Raw genomic sequence first — 21,524 nt, forward strand, 5'->3', positions numbered from 1 at the left:
GATGACAGAGGCTGGAACTCCGGCATGAAGGGGCCGGCTGTAGTCGCGTGAGCAGAGCAAAGACAAACAGCACAAGTACAAGCAACACAAATACAAGCAGAACAAAGAAGAGCAGGAGTAGAAGTCATGGAAGGGGTCATGTCGCTGGCACGCAATGTTGTTGCCACGGAGATTCAGGCGCTGGATCGCATGTCCAGTCGCATCGGTGCGGCGTTCGAAGCCGCCATCGACATCGTGTTGGGCGCACGCGGCCGCGTGGTCGTGGTGGGCATGGGCAAATCTGGACTGATCGGGAAGAAGATCGCGGCGACGATGGCATCGACGGGTACGCCGGCATTCTCGGTGCATCCGGGTGAAGCGTTCCACGGTGATCTCGGCATGATCAAGCCGATCGACGTGGTGTTGATGATCTCGAACAGCGGCGAAACCGAGGAACTGATTCGTATCCTGCCGTTCCTCGAGTATCAGAAGAATCCTGTGATCGCCATGACAGGGCGTCCGGATTCGACGCTCGGACGACACGCGGACGTCGTGCTCGACGTTTCAGTCGAAAAAGAGGCCTGCAACAACAACCTGGCGCCAACCAGTTCGACGACGGCGGCGCTGGTCATGGGCGATGCGCTGGCCGTGGTGCTCTCGATGAAGCGCAGCTTCCAGCCCGAGGACTTCGCGCGGTTCCATCCGGGCGGTAGTCTGGGGCGCCGATTACTGACGCGCGTGGCCGATGTCATGCACAAGGAGAACCTCCCGGTCTGCGCAGCCGACGCGACGTTCCGCGACGTGGTGCATGTGGTCAACCGTGGCCGTCTGGGTATGGCGCTCGTGATGCAGGGTGAAGCGTTGCTGGGCATCATTACCGATGGCGATATCCGCCGTGCGTTCGATTCCGATCGTGACTACCGGTCGATCCTGGCCAGGGACATCATGTCCGTCGATCCGAAGGTGGCGTCGCCTGATGAGCGCTTCGCGGACGCCGAGGCGCGCATACATGCCGCACGCATCGGTGGTCTGGTGGTGAAGAACGATGTGGGCCGCGTGGTCGGCATTCTTCAGATCCACGACCTTGGCGCCGATGAGCCGGCCGTGTGACGGCGCCATCGGTATCCTTTCCCGCGGGATACTTGGCATCGAGCATCTGCAGACGCTGCTGGGCGAGAACGTAGTCAGGGTTTCGTCCGTGCGGCGCACGGCTGAGGGGCTGACAGGCGTAGCCGCCTGGGGGCGGCGTCCGACCGCGCGCAAGGCGTGGGCGTTCGCGCGCGCGCGCGGCGTCGAACGCATGCTCTGCCTTGAAGATGGTTTCCTCCGCTCGATGCATCCCGGTGCTTCGTCGCCGACCTGCTCGCTCGTGGTCGACGACCTCGGCATCTTCTACGACGCCATGACGCCGTCACGTCTGGAGTCGATGATCGCCGCGCCGCTTTCCGCGGAGGAAAACGAACGTGCGCTGCGATTGATCGCGCAATGGCGTGCGGCTGGGGTATCGAAGTACAACTACGCTCCGGACCCGGCGCAATTGGCTGATACGACCGATACGCCCTACGTGCTCGTGATCGACCAGACCGCGAACGATGCCTCCGTGCAATACGGTTATGCGGATGCGGAGAGTTTCCGGACGATGCTCGATGCGGCGATGCGGCTGTATCCCGGCTGCAAGGTTGTGGTCAAGGAGCACCCGGAGGTCAAGTTGGGGCGCAAGCAGGGCTATGTCGGCGCCATGCTCGATCGTGGCGAGTATCGGGACGTGCTGCGTCTGCAGGAAGATGTTCATGTCGTCCCGCTGCTTCGGCAGGCAACCGCCGTGTTCGTGGTCACGTCGCAGGTGGGCTTCGAGGCCTTGCTGCACGGCAAGCCGGTGCACACGTTCGGCATGCCGTTCTATGCGGGATGGGGACTGACACAGGACGCCCTGCGCGCGCCAGAGCGCCGAATCCCGGTTTCCCTGCCGCAACTGGCCTTTGCCGCGCTGGTGCGCTACACGCGATATGTATCGCCGCACACCGGGCAGCGTTGCGATGCGGAGGACGCGATCGAGTATCTGGCACTTCAGCGTCGCACGCGGCAACAGTTGCCCGCACATGTGCACGCCATCGGCTTCTCCCGATGGAAGCGTCCCATCCTCCGGCAATTCCTCCAGGGTCACACCGTTCGCTTTCATCGCCGTGAACGCACGATTCCGCCACAGGCGACCGTGCTGCGCTGGGGCAGGGGACAACTGCCTTGCCCGCGTGCGGACTGGTCCGTCGTCACGGTCGAGGACGGATTCCTCCGTTCCGTTGGCCTGGGCGCGCAACTCGTGCGTCCGGTGTCATGGGTGTTCGACGACGTCGGCATCTACTACGACGCGACGCAGCCCTCGGTGCTGGAGCGGTTGCTGGCGGAGACGTCGTTCGATGCCGCAACGCTGGCGCGCGCGGCACGGCTACGCGACGCCATCGTGCGGACTGGCATCACCAAGTACAACGTCGGCGGTGGCACGTGGCAACGGCCCGCGCACGTGGGGGACGTTGTGCTGGTGGTGGGGCAGGTGGAAAGCGACGCATCGCTGCGTTTCGGCGCGCCGGGCATTCACACCAATCGGGCGTTGCTTGAAGCGGCCCGTCGGGAAGCGCCGGATGCCTACATCGTCTACAAGCCTCATCCGGATGTGATGGCGGGCCTTCGCGGCAGCCGCGATGCGGAGTTGGGGCTTGGCACGCTGTGCGACGAGCTGGTGTCCGACTATCCCATGCACCAGTTGATCGAGTCAGTGGACAGGCTGCATGTCCTCACCTCGCTTGCCGGATTCGAGGCGCTGCTGCGTGGCAAGCCGGTGACCACGCATGGGATGCCGTTCTACGCGGGATGGGGCCTGACCGATGATCGCTGCGTCAATCCGCGCCGTCAGCGCGTCTTGACGCTGGAAGCACTGGTTGCGGGTGCGCTGATTCTGTATCCGCGCTACGTGTCGCGCTACCCGGGTGCAGGCTTTGCATCGCCGGAGCAGGTGATCGCGGACCTGCTGACATGGAAGCACGAACGCCAGAGGACCGGTGGGCGGCTACTGCGAACGCTCATGCAGCCGCTTTTGCGGCGATGGGCGAGACCAGCGGCCAGGGGGCTCGCCAATCCAAGACCCGACTGACGGGCGACGATCCAGAAAACAAGAACATACCAGTTACCACAAGAATTCGAGGCGAGCATGATTTCGTCATTGGACGGGAAGTCCGCAATCTACGGAAGAGAACCAGCCGTCGTGCCGCAGCAAGGGGGCAGCGTTGCCTCCGAGCTTCAGCGCGTCGGCGGGGGCGCGCCGTTTGACCGGCTGGCTTGCTATCGCCGCGTGTTATTGCTGCAGGGACCGAATGGTCCGTTCTTCGCGCGCCTGCGTGATTACCTGACTGGCCGTGGCAGTCAGGTGGTGAAGGTGAACTTTAATGGTGGCGACGATCTTTTCTATCGCAGTGGCGATATCGTGCGCTTCACCGATCCGATGGTGATCTGGGAGGCTACGCTGCGCCGGCTGCTGGCCGAACGTCGAATCGAAGCCATCGTCGTGTTCGGCTCCGGTCGTCGACAGCATCGCATCGCCGCTCGCGTGGCCCAGTCCCTTGGGATGCCATTCTGGGTGTTCGAGGAAGGCTACGTGCGTCCGGACTACATCACGCTGGAGCGGGGAGGCGTCAATGCCGATTCACCGCTGTCCGCCGTCACGATGGAAGAACTTCCCGCCACGACGCTGCCGACCAGGCCGCGCCGGTTCGCGCATGCGTTCCGCAACATGGCGCTGTACTCGTTCTGGTATTTCGTCGGCGGTATGCTCGGCGCACGCCGCTATCCGGACTATCGGCATCACAAACCGTTCGGCCTGCATGAGCTGGCGTTGTGGACGCGTGCGTGGTACCGGAAGCACGCCTACCGGTGGCAGGAGCGCGGCGTTCGCCAGCGCTTGCTGAATAGCGATCATCCGCATTTCTTCATGGTCGCCCTGCAGGTTCACAACGACAGTCAGATCCGCATGCACAGCCCGTGGCGGCGCATGGAAGAGTTCATCGAGTGGACCATTCAATCGTTTTCCGCGGATGCGCCTGCCGATAGCCTGCTGGTGGTGAAGCATCACCCGATGGACCGCGGGCATACCGACTACGGCAAGGTGGTCGCGGCATCCGCAGTGCAGTATGGCGTGACCGACCGCGTCGTGTATATCCACGATGCGCATCTGCCGTCGTTGCTGCATCGCTGCCTGGGTCTGGTCACAGTCAACTCCACCAGCGGGCTGCAGGCGCTGTTCCATCGCGTGCCCGTCATTGCGCTGGGACGCTGCTTTTATGCCAAGCGCGGCCTGACGTTCCAGGGTTCCCTGGGTGCCTTCTGGAATAACCCCGGTGCAGTGGATATGAGCGTCTTCACGCGCTTCCGCAACTACCTGGTGCGCAATTCACAGATCAATTCGTCGTTCTATGCGGACGATGCGCTGCTGCCGGCACTGGAGAACAAGCGTTGGCGATTAGCCGCGTCGGCACCGGCCCGTATCGTCTGCATGACGATGCTGATTCTGGCGGACGCCTACAGCGGCCGCCCCTGGGATATCACGACCACGATCAGTTTCGTTGCGGAGCTGGTGGTTGGATGACGAGCGCGATACCGATCATCGAGATTCAATGTTTGTCATATGAGAGAACGCATCGCTGGATTCCTGCTGATGACTTTTATCGTGCCGCTCGCGGTTGTTGGCTATCTGCTGATCGTCTATGTCGGATTCTTCGGCAAGACGGAGCGTGGCCGCGCTGGCGTGAGGGCGCTCGATCAGTTCGTCAATGCCACGCTGTTCAACGGCTATGCATGGGAGTCGGTATCGTCCCACGCCTGGCGCGCGCAGCATCGCTGGTGGGCTCGCGCCATCATCTGGGTCACCGATCTTTTTCAGAAGGACCATTGTCGGCGTGCCAACAAGCGCGAGCAGGCCGTGGTGGATCTGGTACTGAAGAAGAAGCTGCATGAGCGGACGCAATGAACCAGACGACCAAAGCGAAACATACCGCGTCGGCAACGATTCCGAAGGATGTCACGCGCCGCAAGGTGTATTACGTCGCCGGCTTCGACCCACGTGGCGCTGGCTACTATCACCGCCTGTATCGCGAAGAGTCGGCCAAGCAGGCCACGCATCATGACGGGGCGTCGATCTCGGTGGGCCAACGTGCGAAGCTCGATCCTCTGGTTAGCGCCTGGAATGTGGATAGCCGTTGGGACGGGCACGACGTGGAGACGACCTACCACTACCTGCACTGGGACGATCTGGTGCGCCGCCACTGGCAGGGGAGCCTGCTGCGCGTGATCATGGCGGCGGTACGGGACTACGGGTACTACATCCGCTGCGGCGCGCTGGGCCGGCTGAAGAAAACGTTTCGCGGGCCGTTCTTCAGCGCGGTGTATCCAATGGCTTATCTTGCTCTGTTGTTATTGCTCGCGATCGCTTGCGGCGTCGGCGTTGGCAGTTTGCTTGGTGTGATAGGACTTGCATCCGGATGGGCGTGGGCGGGTGGCATTGCCGCCGGAGCGGCGCTGGGCGCGGGCGGCATCGCGCTGGCCAACCGGCTGGCGGTGTTCTGGCTATTGCGGACCTACTGCTTCGTGCAGGCATGGGGGGCGCGGGAACCCATCGACGTCATGGCAAGAGTGGATGCGCTGGCCGAATGGATTCGTCTGGACCAGCAAGCGTCACCGTCGGACGAGGTCCTGCTTGTGGGCCACAGCGTCGGGTCGATCCTGGCGGTATCCATCGCGGCGCGGCTGACGGCGCTGTTGTCGGACGAACAACGCGGCAGGATCACGCTTGTCACGCTGGGGCAGTGCATTCCGCTGCTGAGCCTGATGCCGACGGCGAAGCCGTTCCACCACGATCTGGGTCGCCTTGCCGACGAGCGGGCGATGTCGTGGCTCGACATGAATGCCAGGGCAGACGCCCTGTGCTTCTCGCAGGCGAATCCGCTCGATGTCTCGGGCATCCGCGGCGGTGGCCGTCCAACTGCCCAGGTGGTGCGCCCGTTCAAGATGTTCGACAAGCGTACCTATGCGCGGATGAAGCTCAATCGTCAGCGCATGCATTTTCAGTACCTGATGGCGAGCGCGTTGCCGAACGAGTACGACTACTTTCGCATGACGGCTGGTCCTAGCCGCATCCAACCATTCTGACTTTCTGAAGCTGAACCCGACGTCATGAGTTTCCAGCCGCCGTATCCCAAGCCGCATGTGCGCAAGAGTTCGTTCATTCTGCGTTTCCTGCGTGGCTGGAATTCGTGGATCGATGTGCTCTTCGAGCGCAGCTACTCGATGAAGATGGGCAAGATATCGCAGCCCGGCATGGATATCTTCATGGTCAACGATGCTGACTGGGTGCGCCGCATTCTGGGCGATACCCACCAGTATCCCAAGCACGAGCTGATGCAACGGGCATTGGAACCGCTGCTGGGGTCAAGCATTTTCACGACCAACGGCGATGAGTGGGAACGCCAGCGCCGACTGGTGGAGCCGGCGTTCGCGCAGGCCCGTCTGAAGCTGGTGTTCTCGCTGATGGCGGACGCGGCGGCGTCGATGCTGCAGCGTCTGGACGCGGTGGCGGACGGGCGCAGCCATGAAGTCGATGGCGAGATGAGCTACGTTACCGCCGACATCATCTTTCGCACGATCCTTTCCGACAACCTCGAGGCCTCCACGGCGCAGGAGATCTACGACGCGTTCCTCGAGTTCCAGCATCATGCACAGCGGGCGATGATCCTGATGATCTACCGGCTGCCGCCGGTGCTGTCGACCTGGGGCAGCCGACGCGCGGCGCGGAAGATTCGTGCAATTCTCTCCGGCATCATCGCGCGGCGAATGGCTGAAAGGGACGAAGGGAAGCTCTCGGACCGTCAGGACATTCTCTCCGGAATGATGGATGCGGTGGACCCGGTCACGGGTGACAGTCTCTCGTACGAGGAACTGGTGGATCAGGTCTGCACGCTGTTCCTTGCCGGCCACGAGACATCGGCCAGCGCGCTGACATGGGCGCTCTATCTGCTGTCGCAATGCCCGCATCTGCAAGACAAGATCGTGGCGGAGATCGAGGCAGTGGTCGGCGATCGGGAGTTTGTGGCCGGAGATATCAAGGACCTGCCTGCGCTGGGGAACGTGTTTCGCGAGACGCTGCGGCTGTATCCGCCGGTCGGCTTCTTCGTACGTGAAGCCACGCAATCGCAGTGCATACGCAAGAAGGACGTCAAGGCGGGGTCGCCGATCCTGATCTCGCCGTGGCTGCTGCATCGGCACCGGACGCTGTGGGAACGCCCCGACGACTTTGCGCCGGAACGTTTCGAAACGGAAGCCGGAAAGGCCTCGGCAAAGTGCGCCTATATCCCCTTCAGCAAGGGGCCACGTGTTTGCATCGGCGCGGCTTATGCGACGCAGGAAGCCGTGCTGATCCTGGCCAGCATCGTGCGTCGTTATCGGGTGGATGCGGACCCCATGCACGTGCCCAAGGTGGTAGGGCGCGTCACTGTCCGCTCGGGCAATGGGGTGCGAGTCCGATTGCATCGCCGATGATGGGGCTTCGGGCGTAATGGGCGTAATGGGCGTGATAGGCGTGATAGGCGTCCGTGTGCCAACGATGGCCGGGAGCTTGCTGGGCAGGCCGCGTCACAAGTGATCGTTGCGCCGATTGCGCGCAACTTGCGTGGCAGCGTCTCGGGCTTTGGCGCGCAGTCGATCATGGTATTTAATCCGGATATCTCCAGGCTGGTCGTCGCACGCAACATGGCGAAGGACCGATGAGAGGATGTCATGAAGCGGCTTGCAGGCCGGCTGGCCATTCTTCTTGCCCTGGGCCTCGCAGCCATCAGCAGCGCGCGGGCGTCCGAGATCGTTTGTCCGCCGAACTATCAGGCCAGTACCGTCCGATGTGTCGATCCGTCGGTCAGTTACTGCGCGCGCCCGGCTGCCCGGCTGGCGTCAGGCGAGCGGCTGATCTGCGAGTACGCGATGCTCAATGTTGCCTACGAACGCATCTACGCGGACCAGCAGCGGATGCTGCATGCGGGCACGCTGAGCACGGCCGATCTTGCGGCCTGGCGCAGGAAGCGCAATGGCTGCGAGACGGTCACGTGCGTCGACGAGGTGTTCGCGGACTGGCGGCGAATGCCTGCGAGGCGACCTGTCGAGCATCCCGTGACCGCGCGAACCATGGCTTCGACGGCGAACCGTCCGCCGACTATCGCACCTGCACCTGCACCTGCACCTGCACCTGCACCTGCACCTGCACCTGCACTTGCACCCACACCCGCGCCGGCCCCGATGTTGTCGCCAGCGATCAAGGCATTGTCCGTCGCGTCGACGGCGCCGCCCCCGGCGCTCTCGCCTCCTGTCCGCAGCGAGCCTGTGACGATTGCGACATCTGCCGTCCCGGCACGTGCGGCGCGTGACGTTCCGCCCTGGGTGCTCGCCTGGCTGATCCTGCCGGTGGCCGTTCTCTGCATGTGCGCCTGGGTACTGGCACACGGCAGGGGCCGCAACGTGGCGCCAACATCGGTTCGGTTGCTGGCCGACCGGTTGCACCACGTGTCACATGCGGCGTTCGTCCTCGGCGCGCTCGCCGTCGTCAATGGCGTCATGCTGTTGATCGTCTTGATGGGCTGACGTGCCGGTTGAACCGTTTCAATTACCCAGTCTGAGTTAGAGACACCCCGGGCGGGCTCGCTGACAATGACTACGCTGCGCCACATCTGGCGCGACGTAGTCGTTTGATGGTGCCGGAACGTCCGGCACGGGAAGTCTCCAATGCAGCGAGCTGGTGAGGGTAGCCTGCCGGTCGGTGAGCACGTATCGAACCTCATCTGGCCGTTCGTTCCGGTGGTTGTGGCGCTGGCCTTGTTCTGCGTTGCCAGCGTGGACGTGCTATCCGCCGCGCGCAGCTTCGTCGCCGGGGAAAGCCTCTGGACCAAGGGACAGAAGGCCGCGGTCCTGCACCTGCTCAACTATTCGCGCAGCCAGCTCGATACCGATTACGACGCATACCTTGCCGCCATCGCCGTGCCGCTTGGCGATCGTCAGGCGCGTATCGAACTGGAAAAGCATCCGCGCTATGACCATACGCGGGCCGTCGAAGGGCTGCTGATCGGCGGCAATCATACCGACGACATTTCCGGAATGATCCGGCTCTACCGCACGTTCCGCGATGTCGCGGAGATTGACGAAGCTATCGAGATCTGGGCGGCGGCCGATGTCGATATCGCCCGGCTCGACACGCTGTCCCGGACATTGCGCGAGCGCTTTCGTGCTGGCGACTGCGATGCTCGCTGTGTGGCGCCTATCCAGCGCGAGATCGTCGATATCGACAATCGGCTGACACCCCAGGAGGCGGCGTTCTCCTCGACTCTCGGCAGAGCTTCGCGGCGCGTGCGCGCGCTGCTGACGTGGAGCTCGATTGCGGTGGCGGTGGCGTTGCTTGCGTGGGTCACGTGGGTGTCACGCAGCATGATGATCAAGGAGCGGCAGCTACGCGCCGCACTTGCGACTAGCGAGGAACGCCTGCAACTAGCGGTGGCCGGTAGCAACGATGGCCTGTGGGACTGGCATCCGCATCGCGGAGAACTCTATTTTTCCCCTCGGTGCGCGGAAATGCTCGGCTATCGCGCCACCGAACTCCCGCACGCGGTCGAGACCCTGATGGCGCTGACCCATCCCGACGACGTCACCGAACTGGGGCGCCGCCTGTCGGGGCACATGCGCGAGGGCACGCCGTACGACATCGAACTGCGACTACGGAAGAAGGCGGGGGGATATCTTTGGACGCGGGCGCGGGGCCGCATGGTGCGCAGCGCGGTTGGCAAGGCCGTGCGCATGGCAGGCTCGCTCAGCGACATCTCGGACCGGAAGCGCTTCGAGGCGCAATTGCATGCGGAGAAGGAGCGGGCGCAGGTCACGCTTCAGGCAATTGGCGAGGCAGTAATCACGACCGATGTCTGGGGACGGATCGAATCGCTCAACCCGGTGGCCGAGGCGATGACGGGCTGGACCGAGGCTGAAGCCGCCGGTTGCTTCCTGCCTCAGGTTTGTCCGTTGACCGATGAAGTCACGTGCGATCTGGTTACTGATCTGGTGCCACGTGCGCTGGGCGGGACGTGGCCGAGCCAGACCGTCACGGTCCTGAGCCGGCGTTCGGCGGGCGAGTCTTCGGCGAGAGTGGTCGTCAAGCCCTCCGTGGCGCTGATCCGGGACAAGGTTGGGCAAGCCATTGGCGTGGTGGTCGTGCTCCACGACGTCAGCCTGGAACGCGCGCACGCGGCCCAGCTGGCCTATGAAGCCAGCCATGATCCATTGACCGGTCTGGTGAATCGGCCCGAGTTCGAGCGCAGGCTCGAAACGGCAATTGCACGGGCCCGGCAGGAGGGCTGCACGCACACGCTGATGTACCTCGATCTGGATCGGTTCAAGGCTGTCAACGATACGTGTGGCCATGCCGCCGGGGACGAACTGCTCTGCCAGATCGCCGATCTCATGCGCCAGCAGCTACGCCGTAGCGATACGCTGGCGCGGTTGGGTGGCGACGAATTCGCGGTGCTGCTCGAACACTGCTTGCCGAGTGATGGCGAACGGGTGGCGGAATCCTTGCGTCAGGCGATTGCTGCGTTCCGCTTTACCTGTCGGGGGCACGTGTTCTCGGTCGCCGTCAGCGTGGGGCTGATCCGGCTCGATGAGCGGACCTCCAGCACGGAAGACGCGCTCGGCGCCGCCGATGTGGCCTGCTATCGGGCCAAGCGTGCCGGACGTAATCGCGTGGAGGTCAGCTAGTCAGGATTGGGGTGGGGTGGAGGTTGCCGGTGGGGATTTCACCAGCGGATCGCGGAAGCCGGTGTCGACTACCTCGGTCGGTGCGGTCGGTGCAGTCGGGGTGGACGCTTTTGATGCACCAGCATTCGCCGGTACGCCCCGCACGGACTGCCAGGTCTTGATGGCCCAATAGCCGGCGCCGGCCACGACCCCAAGCTTCGAGACCTTCCAGGCGACACGGCCGATTGGTGTGCGCCGCAGCAGCGGTAACGCCAGCGTGATCGCCGTGCTGACCATCGGATATTCGCGCGTCAGACCCAGCAGCTTGAGCCAGCCGGGGGTGTGGGTCAGGTTTGGCAGCCAGTTGCCGAGGCTGGTCATCCGGCGCACGCCGCCCTTGACGTTGTGCAGCGCCTGCACGGCGTCGTAGCGTTCCAGCGCCGCGCGGGTGATCAGCAGTTCCTTGCGGATCTCCAGCGGCAGCCGGACTTCCTTGGAGAATCGGACTGGACGCGCATGCTCGTGGCGCTGGCCCGGGTTGGTCGAATCGTCGGCGGGCGTGGTCATCGGCGCAGCATCTCCCTGTCTTTATCGAGCTCGGCCAGCGTGGCTTCGAACAGCGGCGGCGCGCGTCGGACCATGCGGCGCGCCAGCAACAGGCAGATCGCGGCGCAGGCGAGGTAGGCCAGGATGATGAGGCCGAGGGCCTGCCAGCGGTAGCTTTCCCAGAATACGATGGCGACCAGCAGCGTGAACGTCATCAGCGCCATGCTGAAGAAGACGAGTCCGAAGCACGCCAGCAGCGCGACCTTCATCAGCCGGCCGCGCTCCTCGGCCAATTCCACACTGGCCAGTTCCAGGCGCGTCTGGAGCATCGACACCACGGAACTGGCGAGGTTGCGAACGGACTCCAGGAACTTGGGGGAAGGGGATTCGCTCATGCGGCTCCGGCGAAGGATCGATGCGCTCGCAGTGGCGGCATCTGCAATGGAAAGGTCCCGGTGCGGCGGGCGGTGCCGCGGACCGGGCCTCAGACCAGGGCGTCCGGCGCAGATGCGCGGCCAGGACGCCGTGCTGCGATGGGTATTACTTGCGGTTCAGCAGCAGACCGATCAGCAGGCCCACGCCGGCTGCCACGCCCACGGCGCGCCACGGGTGGTCATGCACGTAGTCGTCGGTGGCGCGTGCGGCGGCCTTGCTCTTGGTGACCACGGCGTCTTGCAGATCCTGGGCCTTTTCCTTGGCTTGCTTCAGCAGGCCCATGCCACGCTCGCGCAGTTCGGCAGCTTTTTCCCCGGTGGTCGAGGCCGCTTGCTTCAGCAGTTCCTCGGCATCGGACAGAACGGTCTTGACATCGCTCATTAGTTTCTCCTGTTTGCGGGCGGTTGGTTCAAGTGGTGACATTTTGCCTTGCCAGCCCTGGCTTGTGGCGTTTCTTGTCGTCCAAGTAGCATATGTGGCGGCCTGCCATCGTTTCAAGCCTGAATCCGCAAATCCATGCTGCTGTCACTTGCCACGCCCCCGTTTCGGCCGTAGCGCGCCAAGGCAGGGGACGTCAAAGCGTGGTCACCACAAGTCTTTATGACTTCGAGTGATTTTGTAGTGACTTTATATTCGTTTGGGTTGGAAGGCAATCCAACTAAGCTCGGTTCCCTGTGTTTACACGTCGTTCCTTACGTTTATTTACTGTTGTTTCAGGAGACCCCCGATGGCACTGCGTCTTGGCGATATCGCACCGGATTTTGAACAGGAATCGAGCGAAGGCCGTATCCGCTTCCATGATTGGCTCGGCGATGGCTGGGGTGTCCTGTTTTCGCACCCGGCGGACTACACCCCGGTGTGCACGACCGAGCTGGGCCTGACCGCCCGGCTGAAAGAGGAATTCGCAAAGCGCAACGTCAAGGCGATCGCCCTGTCGGTGGATAGTGTGGAATCGCATCACGGCTGGATCCAGGACATCAACGACACCCAGTCGACCTCGGTCAATTTCCCGATCCTGGCCGATGGCGACCGCAAGGTGTCCGAGCTGTACGACATGATTCACCCGAACGCCAACGAAACCCTGACGGTGCGTTCCCTGTTCGTCATCGACCCGAAGAAGAAGGTCCGCCTGATCATTACATACCCGGCCAGCACCGGCCGCAACTTCAACGAGATCCTGCGCGTCATCGATTCGCTGCAGCTCACCGACAATCACAGCGTGGCCACGCCGGGCAACTGGCAGGACGGCGACGATGTGGTGATCGTGCCCTCGCTGAAGGACGAAGAGGTCATCCGCCAGAAATTCCCGAAGGGTTACAAGGCCGTACGTCCGTACCTGCGTCTGACGCCGCAGCCCAACAAGTAAAAAAAACCGGGCCCGGGGTTTGCCCCCGGCCCGGTTCAGTGCCACTGACCTTTCGAATGATGTCGTAAAACGGCGGGCTCGCCCGTCGTCTCCTTGGTAGTGTGCTTCCGCCCGGCTTGATGACTCAAGACCGGGCTTTTTTCATGCTTCCGGCTTCAGAAGAATGCCTGGAGGCCGGTTTGCGCGCGACCCAGGATCAGCGCGTGGATGTCGTGCGTGCCTTCGTAGGTGTTGACCACCTCGAGGTTGACCACGTGGCGGATCACGCCGAACTCGTCGGAAATGCCGTTGCCGCCGAGCATGTCACGCGCCACGCGGGCGATGTCGAGCGACTTGCCGCACGAGTTGCGCTTCATGATCGAGGTGATTTCCACCGCGGCGGTGCCTTCGTCCTTCATGCGGCCCAGGCGCAGGCAGCCTTGCAGGCCCAGCGTGATTTCGGTCTGCATGTCGGCCAGCTTCTTCTGCACCAACTGGGTGGCGGCCAGCGGGCGGCCGAACTGCTTGCGGTCCAGCGTGTACTGGCGTGCGGTATGCCAGCAGAATTCGGCAGCACCGAGCGCACCCCAGGCAATGCCATATCGGGCCGAGTTCAGGCAGGTGAACGGACCCTTCAGGCCGCTGACGCCCGGCATGATGTTCTCTTCCGGCACGAATACCTGGTCCAGCACGATTTCACCGGTAATCGACGTGCGCAGGCCAACCTTGCCGTGGATGGCCGGGGCCGACAGACCCTTCCAGCCCTTTTCCAGGATGAAGCCGCGGATGGCTTCCTTGCCATCGTCGCCCATCAGCTTGGCCCACACCACGAACACGTCGGCGATCGGCGAGTTGGTGATCCACATCTTGGCGCCGGTCAGCTCGTAGCCGCCAGCCACCTTCTTGGCGCGCGTGACCATCGAGCCCGGGTCCGAGCCATGATTCGGTTCGGTCAGGCCGAAGCAGCCGATCCACTCGCCGGTGGCCAGCTTGGGCAGGTACTTCTGCTTCTGGGCTTCGGTGCCGAATTCGTAGATCGGGACCATGACCAGCGACGACTGCACGCTCATCATCGAACGGTAGCCCGAATCCACGCGCTCCACTTCACGCGCGATCAGGCCGTAGCTGACGTAGTTCAGGCCGGGGCCGCCGTACTGCTCGGGGATGGTCGGGCCGAGCAGGCCCAGTTCGCCCATCTCGCGGAAGATCTCCACATCGGTCTTCTCGTTGCGGAAGGACTGCAGCACGCGCGGCATCAGCTTGTCCTGGCAGTAAGCCGCGGCGGCGTCACGCACCATGCGTTCGTCGGCGGTCAGTTGCTGGTCGAGCAACAGCGGGTCAGCCCAGTTGAATTCGGCGTTGGCAGCCATGGAGGTCTCCTTCTTTGATGTGGCGAGGAAGGCCTGGAGCCTTCACACAATCCGGGAAAAACGACACGAAGTGGGAATCGGGTGGAATTTCTTTGGTTCCGCATTGCGGAACCTTGTTCCGATGAGCTAGTATAGCCGAACCGATCCGCGGCGCAACAGGGGAAATCTCGCGCCCCGGAGATTTGCGTTCGGCAATCGACCAACCCCATCTGGAGTTTCGCCTTGGACATTTCATCCAATTCCGTCGCGCCAGCCGCAGAGCCGGCCCCGCGTGAACGCGAAAGCGATCCGAACTTCGTTACTGCGCTGGCGCGCGGACTGGAGCTGCTGCGCTGTTTCCGCACGGGCGAGACCATGCTCGGCAATCAGGATTTCGTGCGCCGCACCGGCTTCCCGAAGGCGACGGTCAGCCGCCTGGCCGGCACGCTGGTGCAGCTTGGCTACCTTCGCTATGACGACAGCCTGGGCAAGTATGCGCTCGATGCCGGCGTGCTGGCACTCGGGTTCTCGTACCTGTCGGCCTCCGGCGTGGTGGCGCTGGCGCGTCCGCACATGCTGGCATTCGCGCAGCAGCACGGTGTCTCGGTGTCACTGGGCAAGCGCGAGCGGCTGGAAGTCATCTATCTGGAGTCGATCCGGAACGACGCGGGCGCGATGCTCGGCCTGGGCGTGGGATCGCGCCTGTCGCTGGTATCGAGTTCGATGGGGCGGGCTTATCTGGCTGCGCTGCCGCAGGCCCGGCGCGATCGCGTGCTGGCCGAGTTCGCGCAGGCGTTCCCGGAACAATGGAAGGCACAGGAAGCGCCGACGCGCGCTGCATTGGCGACGGCGGAGCGCGACGGCTACGCGGCGTCGTTCCGTGACTGGCATCCCGCCATTCACGCGTGCGCGGTGGCGTTTCGTCCAGTGGGGGAGAAGGACTTGCACATGCTCAGCTGCAGCGCATCGTATGGCGCCGTCGGCGAGGAGGTGTTTCGGGAGAAGCTGGCGCCTGCGTTGCAGGCGTTGGCCACGCGGTTGTCGGACCCGGCCGGGCGACAAGTCTGAGTGCCGCCGCTATGCGCTCCCCTCGCCCATGAATTGGGGGGAGGGGAGCAAACCAGCAGGCATTACAGGTCTGTCCGCAGTTTCCACAGTTCCGGAAACAGCACCACGTCCAGCATCCTGCGTAGATAGCTGACGCCTTCGGTACCGCCGGTGCCGCGCTTGAATCCGATCACGCGCTCGACCGTGGTCACGTGGCGGAAGCGCCATTGCCGGAACGCGTCTTCCAGATCGACGAACTTCTCGCCGAGTTCGTAAAGCTCCCAGTGGGCCGACGGGTTGCGATAGACCTCGAGCCAGGCCGCTTCCACCGATGCGTTGTACTGCGTCGGCTGGGTCCAGTCACGTTCCACGACCTCGGGGTCAATCTGGAAGCCGCGCCGTGCCATCAGCCGGATGGCCTCGTCGTACATCGACGGCGTATGCAGCGCGGTCTCCACCAGTTCGAGATGTTCGGGCCGATGCGCGTGCGGACGCAGCATGGCTGCGTTCTTGTTGCCGAGGATGAACTCGATCTCGCGATACTGGTATGACTGGAAGCCGGACGACGCCCCCAGGTACGGCCGCATCGCCGAGTACTCGGGCGGCGTCATCGTCGCCAGCACATTCCACGCCTGCACAAGCTGATCCATGATGCGCGAGACGCGCGCCAGCATCTTGAATGCCGGCTGGAGCTGATCGGACTTGACGCCGTCACGCGCTGCACGCAGCTCGTGCAGCATCAGCTTCATCCAGAGTTCGGTGGTCTGGTGCTGGACGATGAACAGCATCTCGTTGTGATCCGGAGACAGCGGATGCTGGGCGCTCAGGATCTGGTCCAGGCCCAGGTAGTCCCCATAGCTCATGTCGCGCGCGAAATCCATCTGCGCGCCGTGCCAGCCATCGCCGCTATCACCGCCATCACCGTTTTGCGGGGCGGTTCCGTGCCCCATCGGGCATCCCTTGAATTCGCTCATGATCGACTCCCGCTCAGGTCACCGCCGTCCGCACGGCAAAGCGCGCGTCACGATAGACGCCGCTGTCGAGCACGTCGCGGATGATCTCGACGGCGTCCCACACTTCAGTAAAGCTCGTGTAGAGCGGCGTGAAGCCGAATCGCGCGATGCCCGGCTCGCGATAGTCGCCGATGACGCCGCGCTCGATCAGCGCGGCCACCAGCGCGTAGGCGTCGGGGTGCGCGAAGCTGACCTGGCTGCCGCGCTTCGTGTGGTCGCGCGGTGTGACCAGTGAGAGCGGGTGCGTGGCGCAGCGGGCCTCGACCAGCTCGATAAACAGATCGGTCAGCTTCAGCGACTTGGCGCGCAGCACGGTCATGCTGGTCTGCGCGAAGATATCCAGGCCGCATTCGACCATGGCCAGTGACGTCATCGGCTGCGTGCCGCACAGGAAGCGGCCGATGCCCTGCGCCGGTTCGTACTGCGGCGACATCGCGAACGGCGCGCCGTGGCCCCACCAGCCCGACAGCGGCTGCCAGAACTGGTCGCGCAGCGCGGGTGCTACCCAGACGAAAGCCGGGGAGCCCGGGCCGCCGTTGAGGTACTTGTAGGTGCAGCCGATCGCGTAATCGGCCTTGGCCACGTTGAGCGCCACGGGCACGGCGCCGGCCGAATGGGCCAGATCCCAAACGGTCAGCACGCCGCGTGCGTGCGCCAGCTCGGTCAGGCCGGCCATGTCGAGCATCTCGCCGGTCTTGTAGTTGACATGCGTGAGCATCAGCACCGCGGTGTCTGCGCCTACGGCGGCGTCGATCTCGTCCGGGCTGTTGACCAGCCGGACCTCGTAGCCTTGCTGCAGCAGATCGGCCAGGCCCTGGGCGATATAGAGATCGGTCGGGAAGTTGCTGGCTTCGGACACGATCACGCGCCGGGCCGGATCGCGCAGGCGCTGCACGCGCAGCGCGGCCGCCAGCACCTTGAACAGGTTGATCGATGTCGTGTCGGTGACCACTACCTCGTCATTGCCGGCGCCGATCAGCGGAGCCAGCAGATTGCCCAGGCGGCGCGGCAGGTCGAACCAGCCCGCGGTGTTCCAGCTGCGGATCAGGCCATTGCCCCATTCCTCGCTCACGACCTCCGCGGCGCGCGCGGCGGCGGCGCGCGGGCGTGCGCCCAGCGAGTTGCCATCGAGGTAGATCACGCCCTCGGGCAGGGCGAACTGTTCGCGCAGTGCGCGGAGCGGGTCGTCCCGGTCCAGCGTCTGGCAGTGTGCTCGGGTCAGCGTTGTCATGCGGTCTTCGTCCGTTCGAAATCGGTTCGTGAATGTCAGGGGAGCTCGCGCAGCACGGCGCGCACCGGGCTCGCGTCGAGCGTGGCCAGGCGCAGCGGCAGCGCGATCAGTTCGTAGTCGCCGGCCGGCACCTCGTCGAGGACGATGCCTTCGAGAATGGCAAGCTGGTGGTCACGCACGGCGTGGTGCGCGTCCATCGTCTTCGAGGTTTCGGGATCGAGCGACGGCGTGTCGATGCCGATCAGCTGGACCCCATGGCGGGCCAGCAGCGAGATCGTCTCCGGCGCCACGGCGCAGAAAGCGGAATCCCATATGCCTTGCGGCGCCTGCGTGTAGGTGCGCAAGAGCACACGCGGCGGCGTGCCGGCCAATGCGTGCGCGATGTGATGCGGTTCCACGCGCGGTGCCGCGCCAATACAGTGGATCACCCGGCACGGGCCCAGGTAGGCGTCCAGCGGAACGGCTCCGATCGGCGCGCCATCCGCCGCGTAGTGCAGCGGGGCGTCGGCATGGGCGCCAGTGTGCGGCGACATCGTGATGCGGCCGACGTTCACCGGGCAGTGCTCGTCGAGTTGCCAGGCCGGGTCATGCTGGAACGGTGTGTCGCCAGGCCAGACTGGCGTGGCGGGCGAAACGGCCGGGGAAATATCCCAGATGCGGCGACCGTCGTGTCTGTGGGGGGCTTGGGGCATGGTGTCTCGCGTCTGCGCTTTTTCGGGCGCGGTGTGTGTGGGCATCATAGTCAAACTGCCCGAAAAAAGCCTTGCGAATTGGGCCGTCGATTTGGCCTTCTTTCGCATAAAATTGCGTATCATTTCTGGAAATTCGTGGATTCTGCGAAATGAACCTTGATCCGATCGATCTGCGCATCCTGACGTGCCTGCAGGAGAACGGCCGCATCAGCAACCAGGACCTGGCCGACCGCGTGGCGCTGTCGCCGTCGGCGTGCCTGCGGCGCGTGCGGTTGCTGGAAGAGAGTGGCGTAATCGGCGGCTACCACGCGTGGTTCGACGCCGAAAAGCTCGGGCTGGAGATCGAGGCCATCGTGCAGGTGTCGATGCGGCACGACGTGGAGGGGTGGCACGACACGTTCAACGCGGTCGTGCAGACGTGGCCGGAAGTGCTCACGGCCTATGTGATCACGGGGGACAGCAACTACATCCTTCGCGTTCAGGCGCGCAACCTGAAGCACTACTCGGATTTCATCGTGAACCGGCTCTATCGCACGCCGGGTGTCATGGATATCCGCTCGAACATCGTCCTGCAGCGGATCAAGACCGACGGATCGCCGCTGGCGATCGTGAAGGAAGCGGGCGGCTAGCCTAGCGGTCGAGCGGCGAAAGCGTGGAGAACTGGGCGCCCTGGAACACCAGCGGCTGTCCGCCGGTATCGAAAATGCCGCAACGTTCGACCTCGCCGACGAAGATCACGTGATCGCCTTCGTCATAGCGGCTGCGGTTGTGGCATTCGAACCATGCCAGCGCGTTGGCAAGGATGGGCAATCCGGTGGCGGAAAGGCGATAGTCGACGCCGGCGAACCGGTCGCCCTTGAGCGTGGCAAAGCGCTGGCAGAGGTCGAGCTGCGACGCCGCCAGCACGTTGATGATGTAGTGCGAGCCGTCGCGGAACATCGGCAGGCTGTTGGCGCGCGTGGCCATGCTCCACAGTACCAGCGGCGGATCGAGCGATACCGAGTTGAACGAACTCGCGGTGATGCCGACGAAAGGAGCGCCGTTGGCGTGCGGGTGGCCGGCCGCGCGCGTCGTGATCACGGTCACACCGGTGGCGAACTGCGACAGCGCCCGCTTGAAATGCTGGCTGTCGAAATCGGGGGCGGTGGCCTTGCGCGCCATGATCGGGGTCTCGGCCTCGGGTATGCCCATGTCTCGGGCTTCACACAAATCCATGATCTTCATATCGGGATGGCCGCCTTGCATTCAACGCGTATCAACCTAAACCGCGTTTGCGATGTTTTCGGTGGTTTTTCGCACAAAGCAGGCGAGCCAACGTTGTCTGCGATTGTAGCGGAGTCCAGCCAATCACCGCTGAAGTGACGTTGGAAGCCGTCCGGGCGCGTTAAAGTCGGCAGCAAGCGCGGCCAGTGCTTATCCTAGACAGGACGCCTGCGCGAGCCAGCGTGGCGTCCGCGACTGGAAGGGGACGAGCAAATGGACCATGGCCTTGAAATCGCCACGCTCGGTGGCGGCTGCTTCTGGTGTCTGGAGGCGGTCTACCAACAGGTCGCCGGTGTGCGCGCGGTGGAATCGGGATACACGGGCGGACACGTCAGCCAGCCCACCTATCACGAGGTTTGCGCGGGAGATACCGGGCACGCCGAAGTGGTGCGGGTGACATTCGACCCGTCCGCGATCAACTATCGCGAGATCCTTGAAATCTTCTTTTCGATCCACGATCCGACGCAACTGAACCGGCAGGGTAACGATGTCGGCACACAGTACCGCTCCAGCATCTTCACGCACTCAGAGGCGCAGCGTGCGGTCGCCGAGTATGTGATTGGCAAGCTGGTTGCCGAGCATGTCTACGATGCGCCGATCGTGACACAGGTGGAGCCGGAGCAACCCTATTGGCCCGCCGAGGCCAGCCACCAGAATTACTACCAGGAGCACCCGGCGCAAGGGTACTGCGCGTTTGTGATCTCGCCGAAGCTGACGAAATTCCGGCGCGATTTCTCGCACCGGATGCGGCGCTAGGTCGTCAGCTTCCCGGCGATTACCTCAGCGAGCCGCGCGATGCTCAACGGCGCGCAGCCTTCGGCATTATTGCTGACGATGACATAGGCGGGCTGGCCGGCGCGCAGCGTGCGCACGATCACGTCAGCGATGGCGTGGCGCGTCTCGGCGTCTTCGTCCACGAGCTTGTCGAACGGCGAGAATGCCTGCTCGGCCATCGAATAGGACCGGCCATCACGCAGCATCCAGCGCAAGACCAGCGGGCCGGGCGCGCCATCGTCCATCAATGCCTGCGCCGCAGCCTGACGTTGCACGGGCGGCAGACGGTCACGCGCGGCCAGGCAGAAACGCACGCCGCGCTCGCGCAGCATTCGGATGTAGCGTGGCGTCAGCAGCGCCGCGTCACGGATCTCCACGGCATAGCAGGCATTTGGCGTCACCGCGCGGTCCAGCGCGGGCAGTTCGGCAAGGAAGGCGTCCAGCCGTGCCAGGAAAGCGGGGCCGTCATCCGCCATGCCAGCCAGCGGTGAAAGCTGGAACAGCAGAGGGCCGCAGCGCGGGCCGAGCCCGCTCGTGGCCGGCTCGATGAAGTCACGGATTGCGATCTCGGCATTGAGGAACGCGGCGTTCTGCAGCCGACCGGCGCCATCGGGGCCGCGCAGCCATGCGTCGCACACGCTGGCGGGCGCCTTGACCAGAAAGCGAAAGTCTTCGGGCACCTGCGAGGCGTAGTTCAGGTAATCGGCCAATGGAATCGGGCCGTAGAAACCGCGGTCGATGCCAGCCGCGCGCAGCAGCGGATGCTGGCCACAGGCACTCAGACCTTTGCGTGAGAGCAGGCTCTCGGTGTACTGGCCGTCGTAGGTAATGCCGTGCCAGCCGGGATAGGACCAGGACGAGGTGCCGAAGTAGAGATTTGGCGGCAGTTGCTTCGCGAGCGCCTGCAACGCGGCGTCGGGCGTCCAAGGCTGGACGATCTTGCCAACGGGCTTTTTCTTTTCGGGATCGCCCGCCGCAGGTCGGGCGGCGGGCTTCGCAACGGGCGGCGATGCCGGGGCATCGCCGAATAGGTCGAGGTTCTCAGTCAAG

At 63.9% G+C, this 21,524-nt stretch carries 21 protein-coding genes; 12 read left to right on the plus strand and 9 right to left on the minus strand.

Annotated features, from left to right (window positions below; genetic code table 11):
* Nucleotides 1-126: 126 nt before the first annotated feature.
* The 8 genes from B2246_RS25885 (at nucleotide 127) to B2246_RS25920 (ending at nucleotide 10,800) form a co-directional block, all read left to right on the plus strand.
* Entirely contained in the window at nucleotides 127-1,089 is a 963-nt protein-coding gene (locus B2246_RS25885; RefSeq protein ID WP_286881580.1) for a KpsF/GutQ family sugar-phosphate isomerase, read from the plus strand.
* Nucleotides 1,073-3,124, plus strand: a complete 2,052-nt coding sequence (locus B2246_RS25890) for a capsular polysaccharide biosynthesis protein (protein ID WP_286881579.1) — start codon at nucleotides 1,073-1,075, stop codon at nucleotides 3,122-3,124. Before B2246_RS25885 ends, B2246_RS25890 begins: the two co-directional genes overlap by 17 nt.
* A 111-nt stretch (nucleotides 3,125-3,235) precedes the next feature.
* Nucleotides 3,236-4,612, plus strand: a complete 1,377-nt coding sequence (locus B2246_RS25895) for a capsule biosynthesis protein (RefSeq protein WP_008642284.1) — start codon at nucleotides 3,236-3,238, stop codon at nucleotides 4,610-4,612.
* A 39-nt stretch (nucleotides 4,613-4,651) separates the two neighbouring features.
* A complete protein-coding gene (locus tag B2246_RS25900) occupies nucleotides 4,652-4,993 on the plus strand; it encodes a hypothetical protein (RefSeq protein ID WP_008642285.1) in 342 nt (113 codons plus the stop codon).
* Entirely contained in the window at nucleotides 4,990-6,171 is a 1,182-nt protein-coding gene (locus B2246_RS25905; RefSeq protein WP_186424884.1) for a hypothetical protein, read from the plus strand. The genes B2246_RS25900 and B2246_RS25905 overlap by 4 nt, the downstream gene beginning before the upstream one ends.
* 24 nt (nucleotides 6,172-6,195) lie before the next feature.
* A complete protein-coding gene (locus B2246_RS25910) occupies nucleotides 6,196-7,557 on the plus strand; it encodes a cytochrome P450 (protein WP_186424885.1) in 1,362 nt (453 codons plus the stop codon).
* Nucleotides 7,558-7,794: 237 nt separating this feature from the next.
* Nucleotides 7,795-8,646: a hypothetical protein gene (locus tag B2246_RS25915; protein WP_286881577.1), complete on the plus strand. Its 852-nt coding sequence runs from the start codon at nucleotides 7,795-7,797 to the stop codon at nucleotides 8,644-8,646.
* 141 nt (nucleotides 8,647-8,787) lie between these two features.
* Entirely contained in the window at nucleotides 8,788-10,800 is a 2,013-nt protein-coding gene (locus B2246_RS25920; protein WP_286881576.1) for a diguanylate cyclase domain-containing protein, read from the plus strand.
* On the opposite strand, the gene B2246_RS25925 is transcribed toward B2246_RS25920, so the two are convergent.
* The 3 genes from B2246_RS25925 to B2246_RS25935 all read right to left on the minus strand — a co-directional run bounded on the left by B2246_RS25925 (nucleotide 10,801) and on the right by B2246_RS25935 (nucleotide 12,183).
* On the minus strand, nucleotides 10,801-11,346 hold the full coding sequence (locus tag B2246_RS25925; protein WP_008642299.1) for a DUF3318 domain-containing protein: 546 nt from the start codon (nucleotides 11,344-11,346) through the stop codon (nucleotides 10,801-10,803).
* Nucleotides 11,343-11,720 carry a phage holin family protein gene (locus B2246_RS25930; RefSeq protein ID WP_035884787.1) on the minus strand — a complete coding sequence of 126 codons (378 nt, stop codon included), beginning with the start codon at nucleotides 11,718-11,720 and terminating at the stop codon, nucleotides 11,343-11,345. The genes B2246_RS25925 and B2246_RS25930 overlap by 4 nt, the downstream gene beginning before the upstream one ends.
* Before the next feature lie 145 nt (nucleotides 11,721-11,865).
* Nucleotides 11,866-12,183: a DUF883 family protein gene (locus B2246_RS25935; protein WP_317915246.1), complete on the minus strand. Its 318-nt coding sequence runs from the start codon at nucleotides 12,181-12,183 to the stop codon at nucleotides 11,866-11,868.
* A 304-nt stretch (nucleotides 12,184-12,487) separates the two neighbouring features.
* On the opposite strand from B2246_RS25935, the gene B2246_RS25940 reads away from it, so the two are divergent.
* Complete coding sequence (locus B2246_RS25940) at nucleotides 12,488-13,126, plus strand: peroxiredoxin (RefSeq protein ID WP_008642307.1); 639 nt, start codon at nucleotides 12,488-12,490, stop codon at nucleotides 13,124-13,126.
* Nucleotides 13,127-13,281: 155 nt separating this feature from the next.
* On the opposite strand, the gene B2246_RS25945 is transcribed toward B2246_RS25940, so the two are convergent.
* Entirely contained in the window at nucleotides 13,282-14,475 is a 1,194-nt protein-coding gene (locus tag B2246_RS25945; RefSeq protein WP_008642309.1) for an acyl-CoA dehydrogenase, read from the minus strand.
* 222 nt (nucleotides 14,476-14,697) lie between these two features.
* Between B2246_RS25945 and B2246_RS25950 the strand changes: the two genes are divergently transcribed.
* Nucleotides 14,698-15,522 (plus strand): IclR family transcriptional regulator, encoded by an 825-nt coding sequence (locus tag B2246_RS25950; RefSeq protein WP_035884788.1) that lies wholly within the window; start codon nucleotides 14,698-14,700, stop codon nucleotides 15,520-15,522.
* 62 nt (nucleotides 15,523-15,584) lie between these two features.
* On the opposite strand, the gene kynA is transcribed toward B2246_RS25950, so the two are convergent.
* Genes kynA through kynB form a run of 3 tightly spaced genes read right to left on the minus strand, consistent with a single transcriptional unit; the run spans nucleotide 15,585 to nucleotide 18,437 of the window.
* Entirely contained in the window at nucleotides 15,585-16,475 is an 891-nt protein-coding gene (gene kynA / locus B2246_RS25955) for a tryptophan 2,3-dioxygenase (RefSeq protein ID WP_008642313.1), read from the minus strand.
* Between the two features lie 13 nt (nucleotides 16,476-16,488).
* Nucleotides 16,489-17,745: a kynureninase gene (gene kynU / locus B2246_RS25960; protein ID WP_286881561.1), complete on the minus strand. Its 1,257-nt coding sequence runs from the start codon at nucleotides 17,743-17,745 to the stop codon at nucleotides 16,489-16,491.
* A gap of 35 nt (nucleotides 17,746-17,780) precedes the next feature.
* Nucleotides 17,781-18,437, minus strand: coding sequence for an arylformamidase (kynB, locus tag B2246_RS25965; protein WP_008646267.1), 657 nt, complete (start codon nucleotides 18,435-18,437; stop codon nucleotides 17,781-17,783).
* 149 nt (nucleotides 18,438-18,586) lie between these two features.
* Between kynB and B2246_RS25970 the strand changes: the two genes are divergently transcribed.
* On the plus strand, nucleotides 18,587-19,066 hold the full coding sequence (locus B2246_RS25970; RefSeq protein ID WP_008646266.1) for an Lrp/AsnC family transcriptional regulator: 480 nt from the start codon (nucleotides 18,587-18,589) through the stop codon (nucleotides 19,064-19,066).
* A gap of 1 nt (nucleotide 19,067) precedes the next feature.
* Here B2246_RS25970 and B2246_RS25975 read toward each other — a convergent pair whose 3' ends face one another.
* The gene (locus B2246_RS25975; protein ID WP_024569952.1) at nucleotides 19,068-19,628 is read right to left on the minus strand and encodes a flavin reductase family protein; all 561 of its coding nucleotides are present in this window, start codon (nucleotides 19,626-19,628) and stop codon (nucleotides 19,068-19,070) included.
* A 285-nt stretch (nucleotides 19,629-19,913) separates the two neighbouring features.
* Between B2246_RS25975 and msrA the strand changes: the two genes are divergently transcribed.
* Nucleotides 19,914-20,456 (plus strand): peptide-methionine (S)-S-oxide reductase MsrA, encoded by a 543-nt coding sequence (gene msrA / locus B2246_RS25980; protein ID WP_008646264.1) that lies wholly within the window; start codon nucleotides 19,914-19,916, stop codon nucleotides 20,454-20,456.
* Here msrA and B2246_RS25985 read toward each other — a convergent pair.
* The gene (locus B2246_RS25985) at nucleotides 20,453-21,523 is read right to left on the minus strand and encodes a DUF72 domain-containing protein (RefSeq protein ID WP_035884791.1); all 1,071 of its coding nucleotides are present in this window, start codon (nucleotides 21,521-21,523) and stop codon (nucleotides 20,453-20,455) included. The genes msrA and B2246_RS25985 overlap by 4 nt on opposite strands.
* Between the last annotated feature and the right edge of the window lies 1 nt (nucleotide 21,524).

It is taken from the genome of Cupriavidus sp. UBA2010, assembly GCF_002335265.1.
In the GTDB taxonomy this organism is placed as follows: domain Bacteria; phylum Pseudomonadota; class Gammaproteobacteria; order Burkholderiales; family Burkholderiaceae; genus Cupriavidus; species Cupriavidus metallidurans.